General features: G+C 38.9%; 18 protein-coding genes. 11 read left to right on the top strand and 7 right to left on the bottom strand.

Annotated elements, in window-relative coordinates; translation table 11 throughout:
* The first annotated feature begins 26 nt into the window (after positions 1-26).
* The 3 genes from der to ACOMC3_RS03675 all read left to right on the top strand — a co-directional run bounded on the left by der (position 27) and on the right by ACOMC3_RS03675 (position 2,838).
* Entirely contained in the window at positions 27-1,331 is a 1,305-nt protein-coding gene (der, locus tag ACOMC3_RS03685) for a ribosome biogenesis GTPase Der (RefSeq protein WP_420318179.1), read from the top strand.
* Positions 1,328-1,936: a SprT-like domain-containing protein gene (locus ACOMC3_RS03680; RefSeq protein WP_420318178.1), complete on the top strand. Its 609-nt coding sequence runs from the start codon at positions 1,328-1,330 to the stop codon at positions 1,934-1,936. The genes der and ACOMC3_RS03680 overlap by 4 nt, the downstream gene beginning before the upstream one ends.
* A 92-nt stretch (positions 1,937-2,028) precedes the next feature.
* Positions 2,029-2,838, top strand: coding sequence for a ParA family protein (locus tag ACOMC3_RS03675; protein ID WP_420318177.1), 810 nt, complete (start codon positions 2,029-2,031; stop codon positions 2,836-2,838).
* Here the strand turns inward: ACOMC3_RS03675 and ACOMC3_RS03670 are convergent.
* The 7 genes from ACOMC3_RS03670 to miaA form a co-directional block, all read right to left on the bottom strand.
* Positions 2,831-3,400 carry a hypothetical protein gene (locus ACOMC3_RS03670; protein WP_420318176.1) on the bottom strand — a complete coding sequence of 190 codons (570 nt, stop codon included), beginning with the start codon at positions 3,398-3,400 and terminating at the stop codon, positions 2,831-2,833. The two genes, ACOMC3_RS03675 and ACOMC3_RS03670, sit on opposite strands and share 8 nt — an antisense overlap.
* A gap of 92 nt (positions 3,401-3,492) precedes the next feature.
* The gene (locus tag ACOMC3_RS03665; protein WP_420318175.1) at positions 3,493-6,210 is read right to left on the bottom strand and encodes a TonB-dependent receptor; all 2,718 of its coding nucleotides are present in this window, start codon (positions 6,208-6,210) and stop codon (positions 3,493-3,495) included.
* A 187-nt stretch (positions 6,211-6,397) separates the two neighbouring features.
* Positions 6,398-7,207 carry an N-acetylmuramic acid 6-phosphate etherase gene (gene murQ, locus ACOMC3_RS03660; protein ID WP_420318174.1) on the bottom strand — a complete coding sequence of 270 codons (810 nt, stop codon included), beginning with the start codon at positions 7,205-7,207 and terminating at the stop codon, positions 6,398-6,400.
* A complete protein-coding gene (locus ACOMC3_RS03655; protein WP_420318173.1) occupies positions 7,200-8,039 on the bottom strand; it encodes a hypothetical protein in 840 nt (279 codons plus the stop codon). The genes murQ and ACOMC3_RS03655 overlap by 8 nt, the downstream gene beginning before the upstream one ends.
* On the bottom strand, positions 8,032-9,036 hold the full coding sequence (locus ACOMC3_RS03650; RefSeq protein WP_420318172.1) for a Gfo/Idh/MocA family protein: 1,005 nt from the start codon (positions 9,034-9,036) through the stop codon (positions 8,032-8,034). Before ACOMC3_RS03650 ends, ACOMC3_RS03655 begins: the two co-directional genes overlap by 8 nt.
* Positions 9,036-10,316, bottom strand: a complete 1,281-nt coding sequence (locus tag ACOMC3_RS03645) for a glycosyl transferase (protein WP_420318171.1) — start codon at positions 10,314-10,316, stop codon at positions 9,036-9,038. Before ACOMC3_RS03645 ends, ACOMC3_RS03650 begins: the two co-directional genes overlap by 1 nt.
* A gap of 28 nt (positions 10,317-10,344) precedes the next feature.
* Positions 10,345-11,262, bottom strand: a complete 918-nt coding sequence (gene miaA, locus ACOMC3_RS03640) for a tRNA (adenosine(37)-N6)-dimethylallyltransferase MiaA (RefSeq protein ID WP_420318170.1) — start codon at positions 11,260-11,262, stop codon at positions 10,345-10,347.
* Between the two features lie 127 nt (positions 11,263-11,389).
* On the opposite strand from miaA, the gene ACOMC3_RS03635 reads away from it, so the two are divergent.
* The 8 genes from ACOMC3_RS03635 (at position 11,390) to ACOMC3_RS03600 (ending at position 21,125) form a co-directional block, all read left to right on the top strand.
* Positions 11,390-14,650, top strand: coding sequence for a PAS domain S-box protein (locus ACOMC3_RS03635; protein WP_420318169.1), 3,261 nt, complete (start codon positions 11,390-11,392; stop codon positions 14,648-14,650).
* Positions 14,643-15,017 carry a response regulator gene (locus tag ACOMC3_RS03630; RefSeq protein ID WP_420318168.1) on the top strand — a complete coding sequence of 125 codons (375 nt, stop codon included), beginning with the start codon at positions 14,643-14,645 and terminating at the stop codon, positions 15,015-15,017. Before ACOMC3_RS03635 ends, ACOMC3_RS03630 begins: the two co-directional genes overlap by 8 nt.
* Positions 15,007-15,282 (top strand): hypothetical protein, encoded by a 276-nt coding sequence (locus ACOMC3_RS03625; protein ID WP_420318167.1) that lies wholly within the window; start codon positions 15,007-15,009, stop codon positions 15,280-15,282. The genes ACOMC3_RS03630 and ACOMC3_RS03625 overlap by 11 nt, the downstream gene beginning before the upstream one ends.
* Positions 15,279-16,040, top strand: a complete 762-nt coding sequence (locus ACOMC3_RS03620) for an MBL fold metallo-hydrolase (RefSeq protein WP_420318166.1) — start codon at positions 15,279-15,281, stop codon at positions 16,038-16,040. Before ACOMC3_RS03625 ends, ACOMC3_RS03620 begins: the two co-directional genes overlap by 4 nt.
* 96 nt (positions 16,041-16,136) lie before the next feature.
* Complete coding sequence (locus tag ACOMC3_RS03615) at positions 16,137-17,672, top strand: NFACT RNA binding domain-containing protein (protein WP_420318165.1); 1,536 nt, start codon at positions 16,137-16,139, stop codon at positions 17,670-17,672.
* A gap of 1,059 nt (positions 17,673-18,731) precedes the next feature.
* Positions 18,732-19,280 (top strand): hypothetical protein, encoded by a 549-nt coding sequence (locus ACOMC3_RS03610; RefSeq protein ID WP_420318164.1) that lies wholly within the window; start codon positions 18,732-18,734, stop codon positions 19,278-19,280.
* Between the two features lie 498 nt (positions 19,281-19,778).
* Positions 19,779-20,183, top strand: coding sequence for a hypothetical protein (locus tag ACOMC3_RS03605; protein ID WP_420318163.1), 405 nt, complete (start codon positions 19,779-19,781; stop codon positions 20,181-20,183).
* A gap of 351 nt (positions 20,184-20,534) precedes the next feature.
* A complete protein-coding gene (locus ACOMC3_RS03600; RefSeq protein WP_420318162.1) occupies positions 20,535-21,125 on the top strand; it encodes a hypothetical protein in 591 nt (196 codons plus the stop codon).
* The last annotated feature ends 211 nt before the right edge of the window (positions 21,126-21,336 follow it).

Genomic DNA, 21,336 nt, shown 5'->3' with positions numbered 1-21,336 from the left:
GGATTGAACTGAATCTGTTTTAATCAATGGCCAATATCCTTGCAATTGTCGGACGACCTAATGTCGGTAAATCCACCCTTTTCAATCGATTAATCGAAAGGAAGCAAGCTATCATGGATAATGAGTCTGGCGTCACTCGCGACCGACACTATGGGTATGGTGAATGGAACGGGAAAAAGTTTACAGTTATAGATACTGGAGGGTATGTCGAAGGGTCAGATGATATTTTTGAGGGAGCTATTCGCACGCAAGTGAAAGAAGCACTCGAAGAAGCTACTTCCATCCTTTTCATGGTGGATTGTGATACCGGATTGCACGGTCTGGATCAGGACTTTGCAAACGTGGTTCGGGAAGTTGATAAGCCGACATTTATAGTTGCCAATAAAGCAGATAATCAGGAAAAATTACTTGCATCCAATGAATTCTATTCCTTAGGATTGGATGCTCCTCTATATGCTATTGCTGCAGCCAGTGGTGCCGGAACTGGAGACCTTCTGGATGAAGTAGTTAAAGATTTTGACGATGAGGAAATCGCAAAAGATGATGTTCCTCGAATTTCGATTGTAGGGAGGCCCAACGTAGGTAAATCTTCCTTTGTCAATGCTTTGGTAGGAAAAGAAAGAAGCATTGTTACTGACATAGCTGGCACTACCAGAGATGCTATCAATACGAGATATAACTTATTTGAAAAAGATTTTATTCTCACTGATACCGCTGGAATTCGAAAGAAATCAAAAGTGAAAGAGAACATTGAGTTCTACTCAGTTCTTAGAGCCATTCAGGCTTTGCAAGATTCAGATGTATGCATTGTAATGATCGATGCTGATACCGGGCTTGAGTCCCAAGATATGAACATCATTGGGCTGGCGCACAAGTACAGAAAAGGCATAGTGTTGATGGTGAATAAATGGGACCTTCAGGAAAAGGATTCTAAAACGGCAGATACTTATCGCAAATTCCTGGAAGAAAAACTTGGTCCACTCAACTACATTCCAGTCATTTTTACCTCTGTGCTTAATAAGCAACGAATTATGCAGACATTGGAGCTAGCACTTCAAGTATATGAAAACAGGTCCAGAAAAATTCCTACCTCAAAGCTCAATGAAATTATGGGCAAAGAGATTGAAAATTATCCTCCACCAGCAGTGAGAGGGCACTATATCAAGATAAAGTACATTACCCAACTACCCACCCATACCCCTACTTTTGCTTACTTCTGTAATTTTCCGCAGTACATCAAGGAACCGTATCAGCGCTACTTAACCAATCGAATGAGAGATCATTTTGACTTTCGAGGTGTGCCCATAAAAATGGTTTTTAGAAAAAAATGACTTCAGAGGAAGTCTTTAAGAAATTTGTTCCAGAAGCTTCCGTAGCATATTGCGTGAAGCTATATGAACGTCTGGGGTTTGAATTCAAAATCAAGAAAGCCAGACAAACGAAGTTGGGAGATTATCGCTTCAATCCTAAAACCAACAGGCACACGATTACGATTAACAACGATCTAAATCCTTTTGCCTTTTTAGTCACCTACCTGCATGAAGTAGCTCATTTAATTGCCTTCAAGCAATACGGCAGAAGAATTCAACCCCACGGTAAAGAATGGAAAAACAGTTTTAAAGAAATCTCTGAACCTATGCTTACCGCTAACATCTTTCATGTAAGCGTACTTGCAGCTTTGAAACGCTACTTTAAAAATCCAAAAGCTTCCAGCTGCTCCGATCCTACTTTATACCAGATTCTAAAGCAATTTGATGAACCCTCTGAAAAAATATTCCTTAGAGATCTTTTGATAGGAGAAGCTTTTCTCTTCAATAAGAAACAATTTGTGAAGCTTGAAACAAAGCGCACACGATCCGTGTGTCAGGAAATTGGTACAAAAAAGAAATATATGATTTCAGATATCGCTGAAGTTAAGCGGCTATCTACTGATTAATCCATTTTTAGGATCATTTTAAGAAATAATTTTATTATTTTAACATATTCATAAATCACCGCTGCTGGGAGAACCATGGATTTGAAATAAAAATGTCTCACTCACTAGCAGTATATAATTTCAAAGGAGGGGTTGGTAAAACAAGTACCTCACTCAGTCTGGCTCATAGCTGGTCAAGATCGTTTAAGGTCCTGTTGATTGATTGTGATCCGCAAGCAAATCTTACCCAGGCTTTGGTTGATGAGCAATCTACTACATCACTTTTTACACTAACTAAATCATTTTTACACAATGAGCAACCTGATGTAAAGCCTATAGAAATTCACCCTTACCTTCATCTGATACCAGGTGATTTCCAAATGTCTTCCATTGAATCCAATTCTCAGTTTATCTCATTTGGGCATATCATATTTTACAAACTTCTTTCAGCCATTCGACATCAATATGATTTTATCATTCTTGATTTTCCGACTCACTTTGGTGTCACTGTAAAATCATTCATAGCCAATATCAACAGCATTTTGATCCCCGCCACTCCAGGTTCATTTTCTGTTTCAGGATTCAAAAAATTGCTGTCCTATCTAAGTCAAGTCAAAAAAGAAAAGCAGTTGCATATCCTTGGGATATTCTTCAATCAGTATCGCAAACAAACATTATTTCATCAGCGTATTGTTCGAGAAGCTGAGCAAGAACTGGGCAGTCTTATTTTGGATCAGCGCATTCGCGAATCTATTCGTGTCAGCGAAGCGAACGAGCAAAATGAATCCGTTTATTCATTTACAGATCAGAGTGCTGTTGCGGAGGATTTTTTAAAACTGAGTGAAGAAGTGATTGCCAGAATGAATCGAACAGAGCTTCAGCATGCAATCGAATTACTAGAGGAAAAGAAAGTTGCTAAATAGCTAAACGTCTCAATATCAAACTATTCACCAATTCGAAAAACTTCAATGGCGGTAAAGTCCGCCATTTTTCAATTTGAAGACTACCGGACATATTGATATAGTTATCAATGTTGTAGTTCTTCATTTCATCGATGATGAACTCTCCAAAATTTATTCCTGCAACCCATCCATCTTCTACATCTTCGAACCATTCTTCGTAGTAGCTGTCGTCACTGCCATGGAAATTCATAATGTTCTCACCCACCAAAGCAAATTTGTTGATGTCATAAGTCATCATATGTTCTATGATGTTACGCTTAAGATGCATGATGTCATTATTCAAGGCATCATTCCACTCTCCTATCATCTCAATGACGGCAAATCCACGATCATAATCAACAAATAATAGCTTGATGTAAAGTGTTTCTGATCCAAAGTAATCCCAGGCTGGATCTATGTAATAGCCATAAATATTTTCTGAGTAGAGGTCGTAATTATACTCTTTTCCAGCAAATGGAGATCGGTCGTCATGGCTGGAATTGTAATACTGATTCCAGCGCTCATATGGAGTGATGGTATGCACTGCCACAAAGGTAGTAGAGCGAGGAAAGAATAGACACAAAAAAAGAGGATGTCTGACGACATCCTCTCCATAAAATCTAAAATTTTATCTAATTAGAAGTTGAAGCTAAGTGTAGCATTCCATGTTCTACCAAATCCAAACCATACTTGGTTCATTACATCAATACCATTGTAGGTAGTTGATCCTGCTTCAGCATGGATGTTTGTGTTAGACTCAGCGATATAAACGGTATCAAACAAGTTGTTTACATTAACTCTGAATGTACCGTTTGTATCAAATAACTGGAATCTTGCAGTAGCACCAAAGTCTACTAATCCGTATGAAGGAAGCTTCAACGCACCCTTGTTGTCTGGATCCAAGAAATCTGAATCATCAATACTGTAATCAGCATATAATCCATCTACAAATCTGTATCCCAAATCAAGGCTCACGATTCCAATTTTGTAGTCGGCAGATAAGTAGCTTGTGAATTGCGCTGCATCTCCAACTTTAGCATCTTTTGTGTACAATGTACCTGTACCAATTTGATTCTGATTGTCGTCAAAAACTGCAGATGTAAAATCTTTTGTGTATCTCCAATCACCAGCTGAGATCATACCTCTTAATTTCAAGTTGTCAATTGGTCGGTAAGTTGCCTCTAGTTCGATACCTTGGTGCAATACATCAATATTGCTAAACTGAGCAGTTCCTGATTCAGTGTCACTAACAGCTACAGATCTAGAGATGAAACGGTTACCCCATGAAGTATTATATGCATTCACATTAACAGTCAAGTATCTATTAACGTATCCATACCCAACCTCAACTGATTTGATAATCTCATTTTGAAGTTCAGGGTTTACATCATTAGCAAAACCAGGGAATACCGCATCAAATAGTGGTTGACGAGAGATGTATCCTGCATTAAAGAACACATTTGACTTATCGCTCACGTTGTAATTGGCACCTCCTTTTAGATATCCACCAGTGATATTTTTTTGCTCTGAAAGCGGGTTGCCTATTTGATCAAAGAAATCTTCTCGTTGGAATCCTTGGTTTGAAAGACCCCCTTGTAGTACCGCGGTAAGGTTTTCACTTCCACTGTACTCAACCAATCCGTTAACTCCTTGCCAGCTTACATGTCCAATATTGTAATAATCAATTTTTGGACCTGTAAGTCCAGTGTCATTGAATGGAGATGCCTCAATGGTAGTTTCGATAATCATTCCATTAGAGTTATCGTTTCCTGTTGAATAATATCCATCAAGACCCATCAAGTTATTAACAGCTCGGTAGTGATAACCCGTGTATTTTCTTAAATCAACACCCAGTGAATACCTGAATTTATCAGTTTCATAATCTAAGTTAGAGATTCCACCAACCCAGTTATGCGAGTTCATAGAAGCTCTTCTTATCAGTGTAGCCCTGTTTACATTGTCATCTCTGAATCCATTTGATCCAATTAATAATCCATCATATCCAGAAATTGGTCCAGTGTAACCTAGTGTAGTTTGCTGGTTCACAGCAACTATCGAGTTGAAATTGATTTGCCCATTGGCATATCTTCCTCCTTTAGTTCCATCTTCAAGATGGGAGGTTAAATCTCTTCTGAAAGGAAAAACATCGATATCATCATTTCTAAAATTGTTTCCTCTTGGGCCAGTTCCTCCTCCTCTACCGGCAGAACCATAAAGTGAGGTTGCTAGTGAAAGGTTATCAGTGATTTGCCAGTCCCAATTTATTGTAGCTAGAGGCTTATTGTAGAAGTTTCTTCGCATGTTGAATTCTTCTCCCTCTAAAATACCAGCGTCAGTATTCCATCTTCTGTCTAGACCATCTTTCTTATCATCACCGAAGTTTTGATAATCTCTAATTGACACCCAAGTTGATCTCTGGTGGTGCCACTGACCTGCTCCAAGAAAAGATAAGTTAAATGCATGATCAGACCCTTCAGGTGAATATCCAACAGCTCCAAAATAAGTCCATCCTTCACCCTGAGTTCCGTATACATATCCATCTCCTTGCCACTTACTTAGCAAAATTGATGTAGCCCATCCGCTATCATTTCGTCCTGAAGAATAACTTGCGGTAGTTTTCAAGTAACCATCATTACCTATGGTCTGAGAAGCTCGTCCACCTTTTGCCAGTTCTGCTGCTTTAGTGAAAATAGAAACTGTTCCACCTACTGAAGGAACTGCTAATCTTGATGCGCCTAATCCTCTTTGAATCTGAATTCCAGAAGCTACATCAGTTAGACCTTGCCAGTTTGACCAGAAAACACGACCGTTCTCCATGTCATTAACAGGCTGTCCATTTATTAGGAATGAAGTATTCACTTGGTCAAATCCTCTAAGAGAGATTCTTGAATCACCATATCCACCGCCTTGTTTTGTTGCGTAGACTCCAGGAGTTCTGTTCATAATTTCAGGAAATTCCTGATTACCCACTTTAAGTGCAATTTCAGCTGGCGAAATAGATGAAACAGCGACAGGCGTTTCTCTTTCTCTTACAACATCAATCACATTTGAAGTAATTACTACTTCTGCAAGAATACTTGTTCCTGGTTTTAGTGTCACCTCCATGCTATTAGAAGCTGTAGCTTCTACAGATTCAAATCCAATGAATGAAATAACAAGGGCTGTACCCTCCTTAACATTCAAAGTGAATTTTCCGTCTACATCGGTGATTGTTCCATTTTGAGTACCCTTCACAAGAACGGTAGCTCCCGGTAAACCTTCACCCGCATCATCCGTTACTGTTCCACTGACTGTTTGTGCATACGTCAGGAGGCCAGCAACTACAAGCGTTAAGCTTAGTAAAATTTTCCTCATCTTTTTTTGGTTTGATTTTAAAGTCCTACAAAAGTAAAATTTAGTAGCTAAGTAGAGGTTCTTTCTTCTTTAAATTTTATGAGTTGACTTAATAATTTCTTAACATATAAAATTTTGTTAAGTCTGATTTAGAGAACAAAGTTTAATGCAATCCCTCATGTTTTAGAATAAACGAGGTTTTAAGATCTTATTGAGATGCTTCAATTGCCCTTCGGACAGAGCCGTATTTAGCTAACAATTGTTTTGCATTTTCCTCAGATATGCTCAGGTGCTCTTGAAGCATTTTTATGCCTCTCTCAACCAGCTTTTCATTACTGAGCTGCATGTCTACCATTTTATTGCCTTGCACATGACCAAGCTTAATCATGACACTTGTAGAGATCATATTCAAGATTAGTTTTTGTGCAGTCCCCGCTTTCATTCGTGTACTTCCTGTTACAAATTCAGGTCCAACCAGTGCTTCAATCGGATGCGCAGAAACTTCAGCAAGCTTAGTATTTTCATTACAGGTTATGCAACCGGTTAAACACCCATTTTGTCCTGCGGACTCAACTGCTCCAATAACATAGGGCGTACGACCTGAAGCAGCAATGCCAATAACAATGTCGAGTGAATTAATTCCATGTTGTTTGAGATCTTTCCAACCCTGTTTGCTGTCATCTTCAGCAAATTCTACTGCTTTTCTAATAGCACCATCCCCTCCTGCAATAAGTCCAACTACTAAATCATGAGGCACTCCAAATGTTGGTGGGCACTCTGATGCATCTACAATCCCCAATCTGCCGCTAGTGCCAGCTCCGATATAAAATAGCTTCCCTCCTTGTTCCATCCGTGGGACAATTTCTAAGACTAGCTTTTCAATCTCAGGTATGCACTTTTCAACAGACTGTGCAACAGTTTGATCTTCCTGGTTGATGTTTTCCAACAATTCCAAGACAGTCATTTTCTCTAAATGATCGTAGTTGGAATCAGATTCAGTGAGGAGTTTTTTAGCCATTTTGTTGGTGGTATAATACTAAACCGGATATGGGTGACTGCACGATATTCTTGATCAAAATTCCTCTTTCGTTTCCTACCTCTCTTAGGTAATCAGCAAAATAATAGGCGATTGAGCCTGAAAAATGATAAGAAATATTTTTTGAATCCTCATGTCCAAAAAATGCATCGAAAAATTCATTGAATGATTCAATGATTAACTGATGAATTTCCGGATAATGTCTAACCTCATGAATGAAGGAAGCAAAAGAAGCTAAATAGTGATTAGGTTGTGGTTCATGATAAATACGATTGATCACTTTATGAGGAGTAAGACTGAATCGCTCATTAAATCGCTTCATGATTTCTTTGGATAGCTGCTCTCGAAAAATTCGAGTCAATAATTTCTTTCCCATATGAGCCCCACTTCCCTCGTCACCCAATATATACCCTAAAGAAGCACTCACTTTATTTACGTTCTGGCCATCATAAAAACATGCATTAGAACCAGTTCCCAAAATGCATGCATAACCCTCTTCTACACCACAAAGCCCTCTGGCAACCCCAAGAAGATCATTCTCCACACTTACCTTACTACCCAATATTTCGCTCAAAGAATTGGATACTTCCAGAGCTTGGCCCTTGGTATCCACACCTGCAGAATAAAAGTAAACAGGAAATTCTTTAGGTATTTCATCAGCAAAAACTGCTTTGATGTCATCACGTAGCTGATCGACACGATGTGTGTAAGCATTGAATCCAATGGTTGCGAATTGATGGATTTCCTTTCCCTTCACCAGCCTCCATTGAGTTCCTGTGCCTCCTGCGTCTCCAACTAGAAAGTTTTCAGGCATTAGCGGATTTATATATTTTTTCTATTATCTCAACCGTCTTTAGGCCTTCTAAGCCATTGGTGGCTATACTACCCCCTTTTTGTAAAACATCGATAAGGTTTTCATATACACGATCGTGGTTACTCATGCTGCCTTGATATTCACCATACTCGTTAGCTGGATTACCCTCTCTCAATTCGCTAATTGGTTCCCCTTCAAAAGATTGATAGTCGAGTTTGTTCAAATACTGACCACCTACCTTCACTGTTCCTTTTTCACCAAAAATGGTAATCGATCCTTCCATGTTCTTTGCATAAGCATTGACCGTGTAATTGATGGTTCCCAATACCCCGTTCTTGAATTTAAGAGAGACCACACCCGTATCTTCGAATTCAATAACCTCCTGATGCGCGTAGTTGTGAAGCAGAGCATTTGCTTCTTCAATATCACCAATCATCCAATAGAGTAAGTCAACAAAGTGGCTAAACTGCGTAAATAACGTGCCGCCATCTAAATCTTTTGAACCTTTCCAATCTGAATTTTGATAGTAAGCAAAATTTCTATTCCAAAAACAATTTAACTGAATGGAATAGATCTGCCCGAAAGCACCCTGATCAATTTTCTCCCTTACAGCTTCTATTGCCGGGTTAAAGCGATTTTGTTTGACAATAAATAGTCTTCGATTACTCCTTTCAGCGGTTTTGATCATTTCCTCACAATCTGAAGATGTAAGCGCCATAGGTTTTTCACACAAAACATGAAATCCTGATTTCAATGAATCTATGGTGTGTTTAGCATGAAGGCCATTGGGTGAACAAACAGCTACAACATCCATTTCTTCTTTCAAAAAATCATTTTCTGAAATAAACCATGGAACATTGTACGCATCTCCCAGTGATTTGGCCTTTTCTTCATTAATGTCACACACAGCCGCTAATTCTGCAAGCTTTTCAATGTGGCCAGCATGTCTTTGTGCTATTCGACCACACCCAATCAATCCAACACGGATTTTATCCATTATTCTGTAATTAATTTCTCTAATTGAACAACCAAATTTTCATGAGAAAATTGATTTAGAAGTGATTCACCATCCTCCTTATTTGGTAACCTCTCATTTTCATAGACATCTTCTAGAAAACCCCTCAATCCATCTATCTCATTAAAAGCTAAAATTTCACCAATATCTTTTGAGTTCATCAAATCGCCCAAATCACTTTTTCTATCACCAAGTGCCAAAATCATTCGCTCAGCGGCTAAATACTCAAAAAACTTAACTGGAAGAATCCACTGAGAGTTGCTCGATTTATTTAAGAGTAAAAGTAAAACATTGCACTTTTGATACTCTTGCTGAATGTTGTCATGAGGCAAATATCCCAGGAAATTGACTTTGCCATTTAATTCTTTGTATTCACTCAATTCATTTTTGATATTCTCAGCAACTGTCCCTCCTATTCTAATTCGAAGTTTGTTAGCAAAAACTTGATTTTCCCTACACATTTGATCCAACAGATGCCATAGTTGACGTGGGTTCCTAAGTTCATTTAATAAACCGAAATAACCAATGGTAAAGTGAGATTCATTGGGTTGATTTTTGAATGCATTATTTAATGTTAATCCATTGTTTAAGACACGAATCCCACCAAAGGCTTCTGCAAGTCTTGGAGAGACTGTTACACTATGATCGGCCGCCTTTAAAACATTTCTTTCCATTTTTCGATGTAAGGATAAAACCAAAGAAGATGTTCTTAATTTTTCCAGTACATCCCATTTACTCCAAGGGTCTCTAAAGTCAGCAATCCATTTAATGCCAGTTTTCTTCTTTACCCCCTTACCAATAAGGTGCATGCTGTGAGGAGGACCAGTTGTAATAAGTGTAGAAAATCTCTCCGATTTAACCAATTCTATTGCTCGCTTTACCGCAGGTCTAACCCAAAAAACGCGCGGATCTGGAATCATCAAATTTCCTCTTAACCACACAACCCAACGATCTTTAAAAGACTTTTCTGATTTTTCCATCACCAGGCCTTGCTGTACATTTTTCTTGTCCTTGTTTCCTGTAATCTTATGAAAGAGATCAAATGGTTCCCAGATAGGGAGTTTTACAACGGGTATGTCTTTTACTTTTTCGAGTAGCTTATCATCTTTAATTTCAAACTGCGGATTTTCCGGAGTTAAAACCCAAGGTTCCCAACCTCTTTTCTTAAGTTGTATGGCAAAATTCATCCATCGCTGTACTCCAACTCCACCGCTGGGTGGCCAATAGTAAGTGACAATTAAGATTTTTTTGGAGGAATCCATATGAATCGCAAATCAACAATAATCTTCGTTATTGAGAAAGTGCTTTCGTTATCAGTGTCATAATTTCAGTATACTGGTTCGGTTCAAACCAATGGATGTCGTCATATTTCCTGAACCAAGTTAATTGGCGCTTGGCATATCGTCTGCTATTTCTCTTAAGCAATCGAATGGCCTCATCTTTGTCATAATTACCCTCCAAAAATCCAAAAATCTCAGAATAGCCGACTGTCTGAAGAGCATTGTGACTTTTAAATTCGTATAATTTCTTAGCCTCATCAAACAAGCCATCTTCGATCATTTGATCCATCCGCCTATTGATTCTATCAAAAAGGAGCTCACGCTCCATATTTAAGCCAATCTTAAGCTGATCATATGGCATCACATTTTTTATTGTTTTTCTAAAACTCGAAAAGGCTTGATCTGTTGATCGAATGACTTCAAGTGCACGAATAACTCTTTGCCCATTGTTTTGGTCCACTTCCTTAAAATACTCAGGATCTTTATCCATTAGCTCAGATAGTAATGGTGCAATTCCTTTTGCTTCAAATTCATGATTTAGTTCCTCTCTCACTCCCGCTTTGATTTCCGGCATTTCATCAAATCCTTCCCAAATTGATTTTAGATACAAACTCGATCCACCTACTGCTATTACTGTTTTGTGTGATTTGTGTAATTCAGTGATTCTCTCAAGGGCATCACGACCATATACTCCAGCGCTATAAAGCTGTGTTATAGAGTGAGAGTTTATGAAGTGATGAGGCACTTGTTCGAGTTCCTCTTGTGAGGGCTTAGCAGTTCCGATGGTCATTTCCTTATAAAACTGCCGCGAATCTGCTGATACAATCTCGGTCCCTAGATGCTCAGCGAGTTTTATCGAAAGAGCTGTTTTTCCGACAGCCGTAGGGCCAACTATGGAAATTAATATGGGTTTACTCGTTTTCGACATCATTCAAAAGGCTAAAATGCCTAATTTTAATGCTTATGACATCATTTGTGCAAAAAGATATTCAGGCCAGCAATTTAAATGTCATTAAAGTTTTTTGGCCGTGTTTTAATGGGGCTTAGCCCTTGGTATGGCAGAGGTAGAAAACGATATTGATCAGCTAAAAAAGAAAATTGCCAATCTACAGGCTCAACTTGAAAATACGCAGCGGGATTACTATACCCTCGTAGAAAAGACCAATCAAAACCTTAAAGATCTTTTTGACAACTCAAATGATCTGATTCTGATTTTTAAAAGAACCGGTGAAATTAGGTTTGCGAATGAGGCTGTAAAGAAAAAATTAGGTTACACCGAAGAAGAAATTACAGATATGAAATTTCTTCAGGCGGTGCATCATGAATATCAGAGAGGAACGCTTCAAAATATTCTTAAAATCACTGCGGGAAGTCGCTTTGAAAGATTTGAGACGGTACTTATCTCAAAATCCGGGAAAAACATCTATGTGACAGGGAAAATGACATCAGTCTATGAGAACGATGAACCTGTGGAATATCGATGTGTATTCTACGACATTACCGAGAGAATCAGAGCTGAAAGTGCTCAAAGTTTATATTATCAGATCGCCAATATTACAATCACAGAAAATGATCTTGAGCAACTGTATAAGAACATTTATCATCAGTTAAACCAGATGTTGAAAGTTCAAAACTTTCACATTTCACTAAAGGAGGGAAAACAATACCGCCAAGTCTTTTGCATTAATGAAAAAGAAGATGAGAACAAGCTTGCGTTTGATATAGATCATTCGCTCATGGACTATACTGTTGAGCGTGATCGTTCACTAATAATTTACAAGGAAGGAATTGAAAAAATTAGCCAACAGGATGGCATAACATTTAAAGATCCGGTCCCAAAGATTTGGTTGGGTGTGATCATCAGAACTGCCTCAGAAATGGGAGTAATGTCCATTTGTAGTTACAATGATCAAAGTGCATTTAATAACAAGGATCTGGAACTCCTCGATTACATTGGAGGTCAAATTAGTCTGGCCATGGAACGCCAGCATAAAGAGGAAAAAATTGAAAATCAAGCAGCGACTCTCGGGGCAATCTTTGACAGTAGTACGCATGAAATATGGTCCGTAGATAGAGACTATTGTTTCACTTCATATAACCAAAATTATGAGGAGGCATTTAAAAAGTATTATGGGACACCACCGAAAATCGGAACAAGTATTAATGAGGTTTCAACAAAGCTTTTAACCGGTGAAGTCAAAAAATTCTGGATTGAAAAATATCAGGAGGCATTCAATGGTAAGTTCATCAACTTTCAAACCAACAACAGGGACAAATCAGGAAAAATGGTTTGGAGGGAAGTGTTTGTTAACCCAATATTCCTACCAAATGGAAGAATTGAAGAGCTTTCTATCATAGCCAATGATATTACCGAGAAGAAAGAATCAGAAAGTGCTCTAATCTCAAGTGAGGAAAAATTTAGAACCATATTCGAGTCATTTCAGGATATCTATTTTAGATGCGACACGAAAGGGAAAATTACGATGATCAGTCCTTCAATTCAGGAAGTGATGGGATACTCCCCTGACGAAGTAATTAATACCAACGTTTTGAATTATTCGGAACGAAAATCACAGATTGTTGAAATCAGCAGAAGAATTGGAAAAGAAAATCGGATAAGGAACGTAGAAGGAACACTGCGCACTGCCAAGGGCAAGAAGCTCCAGTTCTTTTTCAATATTCGATTGATCAACAAAGACGATGGGACTGCAGAAATAGAAGGTGTTGCCAGAGATGTATCGCAATTAAAGAAGACAAACGAAGAGCTGAAGCGAGCAAAAGAAATGGCCGAACGATCGTTGAAGATCAAAGAGCGGTTTCTTGCGAATATGAGTCATGAAATACGAACACCTATGAACGGTATCATAGGAATGATTGATCTGCTTGCCAGTACTAGTTTGGATGGAGAACAATCTGAATATGTTAAGACCATAAACAAGTCTTCTCAAACCTTACTTAATATTCTAAATGACATCCTTGATTTATCCAAGATTGAAGCTGGCAAAATGGATCTCCGTCTGCAACCGGTTCATCTGGTTAAAACCATTGAGAAAGTATATGATCTATTCTCTCAACAAGCGTCATCTAAAGACAACAACCTTTACTATCATATAGATGAAAATATCCCGGAATGGATTTTAGGTGATGAGACGAGACTTATCCAAGTCCTATCCAACCTCACTTCAAACGCAATCAAATTCAGTGAAAACAAGGGCAACATCAATATGAGTATTCGCCTTGTTAAAAAACGAGGGAAGCAATATGTTTTCAAAGTTTCAATCAAAGATTCTGGTATTGGTATATCGGAAGAAGATCAAAAAAGCCTATTTCAAAGTTTCCATCAGCTTGACAACAGTAGTTCGAAGAACTTTGGTGGTACGGGTCTTGGTTTAGCTATCTCCAGAGAATTGGTGAAATCAATGAAAGGAGATATTGGGGTTGTCTCAACGCCTGGGTTGGGAAGTACTTTCTGGTTCACCTTCATGGCAGAGGAAGTTTCTGCTGACGAAGTAAAAGAAACCAAACCTGACAAACCTTTCACGAAAGAGTTCACTGGTAAGCAGCCTAAAATTCTCTTAGTAGATGATAATGATGTGAACAGAAAAGTTGCTTCCAGTATTATGATAAAGTCAGGCTGTCATGTAGAAGAAGCTTTTGATGGTTTTCATGCCATTGAGAAAGTATCCAATCAAAATTATGATTTGATATTTATGGATATCCAAATGCCTAAAATGGATGGATTAAAAGCAACACAGGAAGTCCGGAAATTAAAATATGGAGGTAATACACCAATCATTGCGATGACTGCCTACTCAATGGAAGAAGATCGTGAAAGATTCTTAAAAGCTGGACTTGATGACTATTTAGCTAAGCCAATCAAAGCGGAAATGTTGATCGATAAAATCAAGAAATGGGTGGACTTTAAGCCGATTGAAGTTTCTATCGATGCAATTATTGAAAAAGCCGAAGAACTTGCCATTAACCAAAACACACTTAATCAATTAGCCAAGTTTGGTGGCCAAGAATTGATTGAGGCCACTTTAGTTGACTTTGAAGAAGAGGCAGAAGAGCTTGTTGCAAAAACTGAATCATTCTTACAATCTAAAGATTATGAGAAAATGAAGGGTGAATTACATACCTTAAAGGGAAATGCCGGGACATTAGGCGTAGAAAAACTTTCTAAACAAGCTGCACATATTGAAAAAAGATTAAAAGAAAATAAATTTGAGGGGTTGGAGGAGGAAGTGAATATATTGAAGGAGTTATTTCAAGAATTCAAGGAGAGTAGCCAAAACCTATTAGTCACCAATGAGTAAAAAAATAATAGTCGCCGAGGATAGTAGTGTTATCCAAAACCTTACCAAGAAGATTTTGTCTCAACTTAATTACGAAATTTCTTCTGTCAAAAATGGTCAGCAAGTGCTTGACTTGTTAGGTAAAAATGATTTTGAATTGGTGTTGTTAGACATACATATGCCGATAATGGATGGTATGGAGTGCGCTGAAAAGATTAGGGCAATGGACGGGAATAATAAGGATATTCCCATTATTGCTATCACTGGAAATGCCAATAACTACACAATGGATGATTTTGAGGCGGTAGGAATTAATGCTTTTATACCAAAACCGCTCAATTATGATTCTTTAGTGGAAATGGTAAAAAGGTATACCGATGACAATTAAATACACCAGCCATTTTTTACACAAACTTGAGGATATCATGTCAGAGACGGATTATATCCTCCGCTACGAAAAAGGAAACTTCCAGTCTGGTTATTGCATCTTAAACGATAGTAAAATCGCTATTATCAATAAGTTTTTCGCTTTAGAAGGAAAAATAAACAGCCTAATAGAAATCATCAGATCGATCAAGGTCGACGGCTCGAAACTGAGCGAAAACAACAAGAAACTTTATTCTGAAATCACCAATAATCAACTTCAGTTGTGAAAGTTGTTTTCCTTGGAACTGGAACTAGCCAGGGCATTCCTGTAATAGGATGTAAATGTGAGGTTTGTTCGTCCGTTGACTATCAGGACAAGCGTCTTCGAGCTTCCATTTACATTGAATACGAAGGATTGAATATTGTGGTAGACACAGGCCCTGATTTTAGGCAACAAATGCTTAGAGAGCGAATAAATAAGCTAGATGCAGTGCTCTTTACACATGCTCATAAAGATCACACGGCGGGGTTAGATGATATTCGAAGTTTTAATTTCTTGCAGAAAAAAGATATGCCCTTATTTGCCAGAAAGGAAGTGCAGGAGCAATTAAAAAGAGAGTTTTCATACATTTTTACTGAAAGCAACTACCCCGGAATACCTCGTGTTGAGCTTAATACTTTAGATGGGAGTCCATTCAAAGTTTCAGAACAAACCATTATCCCTATTGAGGTAATGCACTATAAGCTTCCCGTTTATGGTTTTCGATTTGGAGATTTTACCTACATCACAGATGCCAATCACATCTCGGAAGAAGAAAAAGAAAAAATCAAGGGATCAAAGGTTATCGTTTTGAATGCCCTTCAAAAAAAATCTCATATCAGTCATTTTAACCTTGATGAAGCCCTGGCACTGATGGAGGAGCTGAAACCAGAAAAAGGTTATCTCACACATCTTGGCCACTACATGGGCAGACACATAGAAGTCTCCAAAGAGCTACCGGATAACGTAGAGATTGCCTGGGATGGGTTGCAGCTAGTTATCTAGTTGCTGGTTTCTGGTTATTTTCATCGAATGAAAAGTTATTGTGATTTAGATATTTATAAAGAGGTATTTCAGTTGTTCATCAACTAATCAACCAGCATGTTCCACAACTACTTTTTCCTTAAACGCCTTGCTCCTGAACTCGAAAAAGAACTTGAAGGGCTTGCGTTACTTGAATGCTTCTCACAAAATAAGGATGAATTAATTCTGTGTTTCGGTAGTCCTGAAAAGGAATATTTTATTAGAGCTAATCTAGATCCCAATGTCTCCCTCCTCTCCTTTCCTGAGGATTTTGCTCGAGCCGGAAAAAACAGTGTAGATCTCTTTTCAGAGCTCATTGACAAAAAAGTTACTGCTGTGTCTGAATTTAAATTCGAGCGGTCGTTTCAAATAGTATTTGAGGATGATGCGTTGATTTTTAAGATGCATGGCCGAAGAGCCAATATTCTCCATGCGAGAAACAATGAGATTGTCAGCCTGTTTAGAAAAAACCTTAGTCCCGATTTTGAGATTATTCCGGATGAGCTTAATAAACAGATTGAAATCTCAGAACCTGAGCTGGCAAAACATCACTACGACCCAACCGCTTTGATTCCTGCATTGGGGAAAGAAGTGAAGCACTATTTGGAAGAGAATGGCTTTTATGAGAAGGAAGAAAAACAAAAATGGGAAGCATTTAATCAACTTTTAACCCAACTCGAAAACAATCCGATTTACCTGCATGAGGGTCCATTTATCAGTTTGATACAAAAAAGCGATGAAAAAACTGATCGTGCAATAGCAGCAGCAAACTGGCTTTACAATAAAACAGTCCGAAGCTTCTATTTCGAAAAGGAGAAAGCAGACGCCATTAATAAGCTCAAGCAGAAAATAAAAAAGTCTGAAAGCTATATCTCCAAAACACGAAGTAAGCTCCAGCAAATTGAAAAGTCCAGAAGTCCGGAAGAGGTAGCAAATATTTTAATGGCGAATCTCAACAGCTTGCAAACCGGGCTAACTAAAGCCGTGCTCCATGATTTTTATAAAGATGAGCCGATTGAAATCAAGCTGAATCGAGAACTGAGTCCTCAAAAAAATGCAGAAAATCTTTACCGAAAAGCAAAAAACCGGCATCAGGAGATCAATGTGCTCAAAGAAAATATTCAAGCAAAGGAGAAGCTTATTGACAAGTTAAGCAGACAAATTCTGCACCTTGATGAAATTTCAGAAACCAAAGAGCTCCGAAAGTACCTGAAAGATCATGGCTTAAGTCAAAAGGAGAAGGTCAAAGAAGAGCATCTACCCTATCATGAATTTAAAGTGGATGGCTGGCAGATCCTGCTTGGCAAGCATGCCAAAGCAAATGACGAGCTCACACTAAAGGTGGCTAACAAAAACGATTTATGGCTGCATGCCAAAGATGTAGCTGGATCACACGTAGTTGTAAGACAAAAGCCCGGGCAAAACTTCCCCACCCATATCATCGAAAAAGCGGCTGCATTGGCTGCAGCCAATTCCAAACGAAAAACAGACAGCCTCTGTCCGGTCATTTACACCCAGAAAAAATTTGTTCGCAAAGCGAAAGGGGCCCCCGCCGGTCAGGTTATTGTGGAGAAAGAAGAAGTGGTGATGGTGGAGCCGCAGACTCTGACCTAAAGATCCTTTTAGAAAGGAATGGCCTTCAACTTGCAAGAAGTGACTATTTCGATTGGCTTGATGGGTAATAGCAAATTTCTTAATTACTTTTTGCTCCAAATTTCTTGTCTTCCATTGCGCCACAGACGGAATTGATTCCTGCTATTATGACTAATAAATCGAGCATTCTTGTAATGAAGGTGTGTGGTTTTATACTGATGCCGAAGAATATATCCTTCGTTACTAACCAAATAATTTTCAAATCCCTTAATTTTCCACTTGAACATCATGAACTCCGTAAAATTAACGTTTTGCACGGGTTTATGCGTGTTACATAAATGTTATAATCAATTACCGCTTTGTAGGATCGTACTTCTGTCAGCTAACTGAATCCTACACTCCTTTCTTTCCAAATAACGACATCAGGAACTTTTGCAGAAAACGCATTGTTTTCAGCTTTGCGGTGAACTATCGACAGTGCTTCAACGAAGGCGTGCGCCTGGGAGCTCGCTCAAGCAGATTGCGCAGGGATGGTAGCATCTGTCAAGTTAACAGCATCTGCTGAAAACTCCCCTCTTCAACTCTAGATCTCGTTACGTCTCGGCGGGCTGCAGGAAAATACGGCGGACTGTGCGAAAGGGCCGTGTTGCTGGTGTGTAGTTGGGCAAGGCTGAGGGTGCGCGACGGCCGTGGGTTCCATTTATTTTCCTTAAGGGTTTTTGCTTCGTTTTTGCCCTCAAAAATGAAGGCCCTGCTGGCAAGCAGATCGACTAAAAAATGGACGTAGTACTTGATCAATATAAACGTAGAACTTGACGTATAGAACAGATTATAACAGGCGCTATGCATGCAGATGTCGAGCTGCTATGAGCAACACTCCTGCTTTACATCCCGCTCAGTGTCCCTTCTGATAATCCATTGCCTATAGGATTTCCGTGCTTCTGGAGGTATCTTTCTGTTCGCAGTATTTCATAGATAGCGTTTGTGCGTGTGGGACACCTTCGCTACTTTTATCTCAAAAGAGCTAGTGACGGACATCCGCCTGCTAGCTTAGCGTTATGTGGCATTACTGCAACTCGCATGAGATTACTTTTCATTCTTCTTTTGGCTCCAACTCTTTCTTTCGGACAGAACGAACGAATAAACTATATCCGTCAGCAGTTTCAAGAGATCAACTCTAACATTGAATCTTATCGGAAGGTTGATACCCCTGATATTAATGTTTATAGAGACATAAGCCCCGACAACTATTCTTACGAGTCAACTGAAATTTACCGACTGGCAGTTGTGAACATGGTACGATATTACCGAGGTGACGTCTTGGTGAAGGCTGAACTAACTTTTGACGGAGATCGACAAAACCTCAGAAGTGAATATTACTTTGACGAGAACGGACTACTATTTGCATTCCAGCAACGAACAGATTTTGATGAACCTAAGTGGTCAGACACGTTTAACGAACACGAAAAGGATGTTTTAGAAAACCGCTATTATTTCGACTCTAACAAGCTAATTCGCTGGATTGACGAAACGGGAACAACGACAGAACTGCGAACGGAAAAGCTTGAGGAACTTGAACGAAAAGTGCTGTCGGACGCTGAACTCTATCGAAAATACAAAGCCACATAACAAGTGCTAGCACGAATGCGCCAACTGCCATTTTACAAACTGCAGTGCGAACATCACCATGAATCAGCCGCTGTCGAGCTTTTTTGCCGTCACGACGGTCCGATCCGCAACGGCGGTCCGACCTTTTCAGTGACTGGAAAAAGTGGCGAACCATCATTCGGCAGATTTCACTAATTTCATCGCTTTAATTAAAAGGTAAAGCCCCATGCTTTATCTAGTCGTTGTGGAACATACTGCCAGATCCAAGATACCCTTTATAGAACGAGAGAATGGGACTAATTGAAGAGATTGTATTTATCCTGATTTTTGGAATCTTCATCTATGCTTGGAACATCTTTGTAATTCCAAGAATGATTAAGTTGGTTGTCAAAATGAATGAGAATAATCAATGGTTGAGCAGAAATCAAGCAACAATCATTAGATGTTATCAAGTCTTTTTTTGGGGTGCCCTTATTCTATATGTGTTAAGCAGACTCTTTTTTGGATTGTTCGCATAGTATGAACTCATTAAAAGTTGCATACCGATTCCAAGAAGATAAAGAAGCAATTAAACGGATTCAATCTGTGTCGAAGGATAAAAAATCTAATTACGGGTTAAAAACTGAGAACGGACTCCTTGTAGGGACAAAGAAATGGTTTGATGCAATTGAATCAGGAATTATCCCGCAACAGACGATTAAAGGTCAAATAACAAAGGTTTTTATGTCGGGACATAATGATTGGCCAGAATTTGAACTTGAATCAGAAGAAGGAAAATCTAATTGGACGAGGGAGGGTGTTGATCAATTGTATAAAGTCGGTAAGCATATCGAACTAACTTATGTGATTCAGAAGTACAAGCTTCCTTTAGACATCCTCGGCCCAACTACAAAACAGGTCATAGAAATTAAAATAGAAGAGTAACAACGAATATTGGAATTATCTAACGAGGAAGCCCTTTGCATGCCGAGCCGGCGATGGCCTAAGGGGTGAAGGCCGCTAACGAGCGGTCCGATTCATGCTGTCGAGCTTTTTTGGCCACTTTTTCAGCGACTGGAAAAAGTGGCGAAACCATCATTCGCGGAGGGAAAGTAGCAATTGGTTCGCTTGATAAAGAATTAGAGCACGGTCCAATTCATTTTCATCTAAGAGAAAAAGAAGAGAATTTTTCCAAATCCCTTAATTTTCCATTTCAACACCATACACTCTTAAATTAACGATTAGCAGGGTTTATGGCGTTTACATAAATGTTGAGGCCCATTAGAGCCAGAGTAAATGGAATCAGAACTAAAAGAAAAACTTTCTTCGCTTCCTTCCGACTTCTTGCCAATCAAGAATTTTGTTAACAAATACGCTGAACAAGAATCTCGAATTGATAACCTTGGCACGATCCAACTGGTGAAGAACACTCAATTTACTGAAGCTTATTTCATTAAGCTTTTTGAAGGAGCTCCCCAACTCTATTTCGACAACTTCTTAATTCGTTATAACCTTGAAATTCCTGAATCTCTAAAGAGTTTCTTTCGAATCATGAATGGTTTCCATTTCTACGATTTCACCATTTACGGTCTAACTCCAAGCTTGTATAAATCAACTGATGGTCTTTTGGACAGAACAATGCTTCAACCATTGGATATAGGAACGGCTAACGAATACTGGAAGCATGAATTTGAACGATCAGACTTCCACTTTGGAACCCGATATTTTGATGATGAACAGAATTGTGGATACTTCTTAGAAGGTGATACTATCTTAAGTTGCTTGACAACAGGTGAAATTGTGAGAACCTGGACCAATTTCTCAGACTTTCTAACTTCTGAACTAACAATTACAGAACAAAACGAAACGGACCTCAACAGTTGCTAGTACGAATGCATCAGAGTGCTTTCTACTAGTTTCATCAGTTATTTACCGCTCCGCTACCCATTACCTGACGATCAAACGGGTCAGATCTGAAAGTATCTTCTCTCCTAGCAACTGTGGTGGTTCTGGATTTTCACTTCTGAACGCAGCTCTTTGTAGTTACCGTTGTAGGTGTTGGGCAGCTGCGCTATATTAGTATCTTTCTGCCAAGCTC

The organism is Ekhidna sp. (assembly GCF_965212185.1).
Taxonomy (GTDB): Bacteria; Bacteroidota; Bacteroidia; order Cytophagales; family Cyclobacteriaceae; genus Ekhidna.
The sequence above is the reverse complement of the archived record's forward strand: the minus strand, read 5'-3'. Positions and strand labels throughout refer to the sequence as shown.

Excerpts from the sequence above, each read along its gene's own strand:
- ACOMC3_RS03600 (WP_420318162.1), top strand. The coding sequence starts at position 20,535 with ATGGAATCAGAACTAAAAGAAAAACTTTCTTCGCTTCCTTCCGACTTC.
- ACOMC3_RS03665 (WP_420318175.1), bottom strand. The coding sequence starts at position 6,210 with ATGAGGAAAATTTTACTAAGCTTAACGCTTGTAGTTGCTGGCCTCCTG.
- ACOMC3_RS03605 (WP_420318163.1), top strand. The coding sequence starts at position 19,779 with ATGAACTCATTAAAAGTTGCATACCGATTCCAAGAAGATAAAGAAGCA.
- ACOMC3_RS03680 (WP_420318178.1), top strand. The coding sequence starts at position 1,328 with ATGACTTCAGAGGAAGTCTTTAAGAAATTTGTTCCAGAAGCTTCCGTA.
- ACOMC3_RS03625 (WP_420318167.1), top strand. The coding sequence starts at position 15,007 with ATGACAATTAAATACACCAGCCATTTTTTACACAAACTTGAGGATATC.
- ACOMC3_RS03615 (WP_420318165.1), top strand. The coding sequence starts at position 16,137 with ATGTTCCACAACTACTTTTTCCTTAAACGCCTTGCTCCTGAACTCGAA.
- der (WP_420318179.1), top strand. The coding sequence starts at position 27 with ATGGCCAATATCCTTGCAATTGTCGGACGACCTAATGTCGGTAAATCC.
- ACOMC3_RS03650 (WP_420318172.1), bottom strand. The coding sequence starts at position 9,036 with ATGGATAAAATCCGTGTTGGATTGATTGGGTGTGGTCGAATAGCACAA.
- ACOMC3_RS03645 (WP_420318171.1), bottom strand. The coding sequence starts at position 10,316 with ATGGATTCCTCCAAAAAAATCTTAATTGTCACTTACTATTGGCCACCC.
- ACOMC3_RS03630 (WP_420318168.1), top strand. The coding sequence starts at position 14,643 with ATGAGTAAAAAAATAATAGTCGCCGAGGATAGTAGTGTTATCCAAAAC.
- ACOMC3_RS03610 (WP_420318164.1), top strand. The coding sequence starts at position 18,732 with ATGAGATTACTTTTCATTCTTCTTTTGGCTCCAACTCTTTCTTTCGGA.
- ACOMC3_RS03635 (WP_420318169.1), top strand. The coding sequence starts at position 11,390 with ATGGCAGAGGTAGAAAACGATATTGATCAGCTAAAAAAGAAAATTGCC.
- miaA (WP_420318170.1), bottom strand. The coding sequence starts at position 11,262 with ATGTCGAAAACGAGTAAACCCATATTAATTTCCATAGTTGGCCCTACG.
- murQ (WP_420318174.1), bottom strand. The coding sequence starts at position 7,207 with ATGGCTAAAAAACTCCTCACTGAATCTGATTCCAACTACGATCATTTA.
- ACOMC3_RS03675 (WP_420318177.1), top strand. The coding sequence starts at position 2,029 with ATGTCTCACTCACTAGCAGTATATAATTTCAAAGGAGGGGTTGGTAAA.
- ACOMC3_RS03655 (WP_420318173.1), bottom strand. The coding sequence starts at position 8,039 with ATGCCTGAAAACTTTCTAGTTGGAGACGCAGGAGGCACAGGAACTCAA.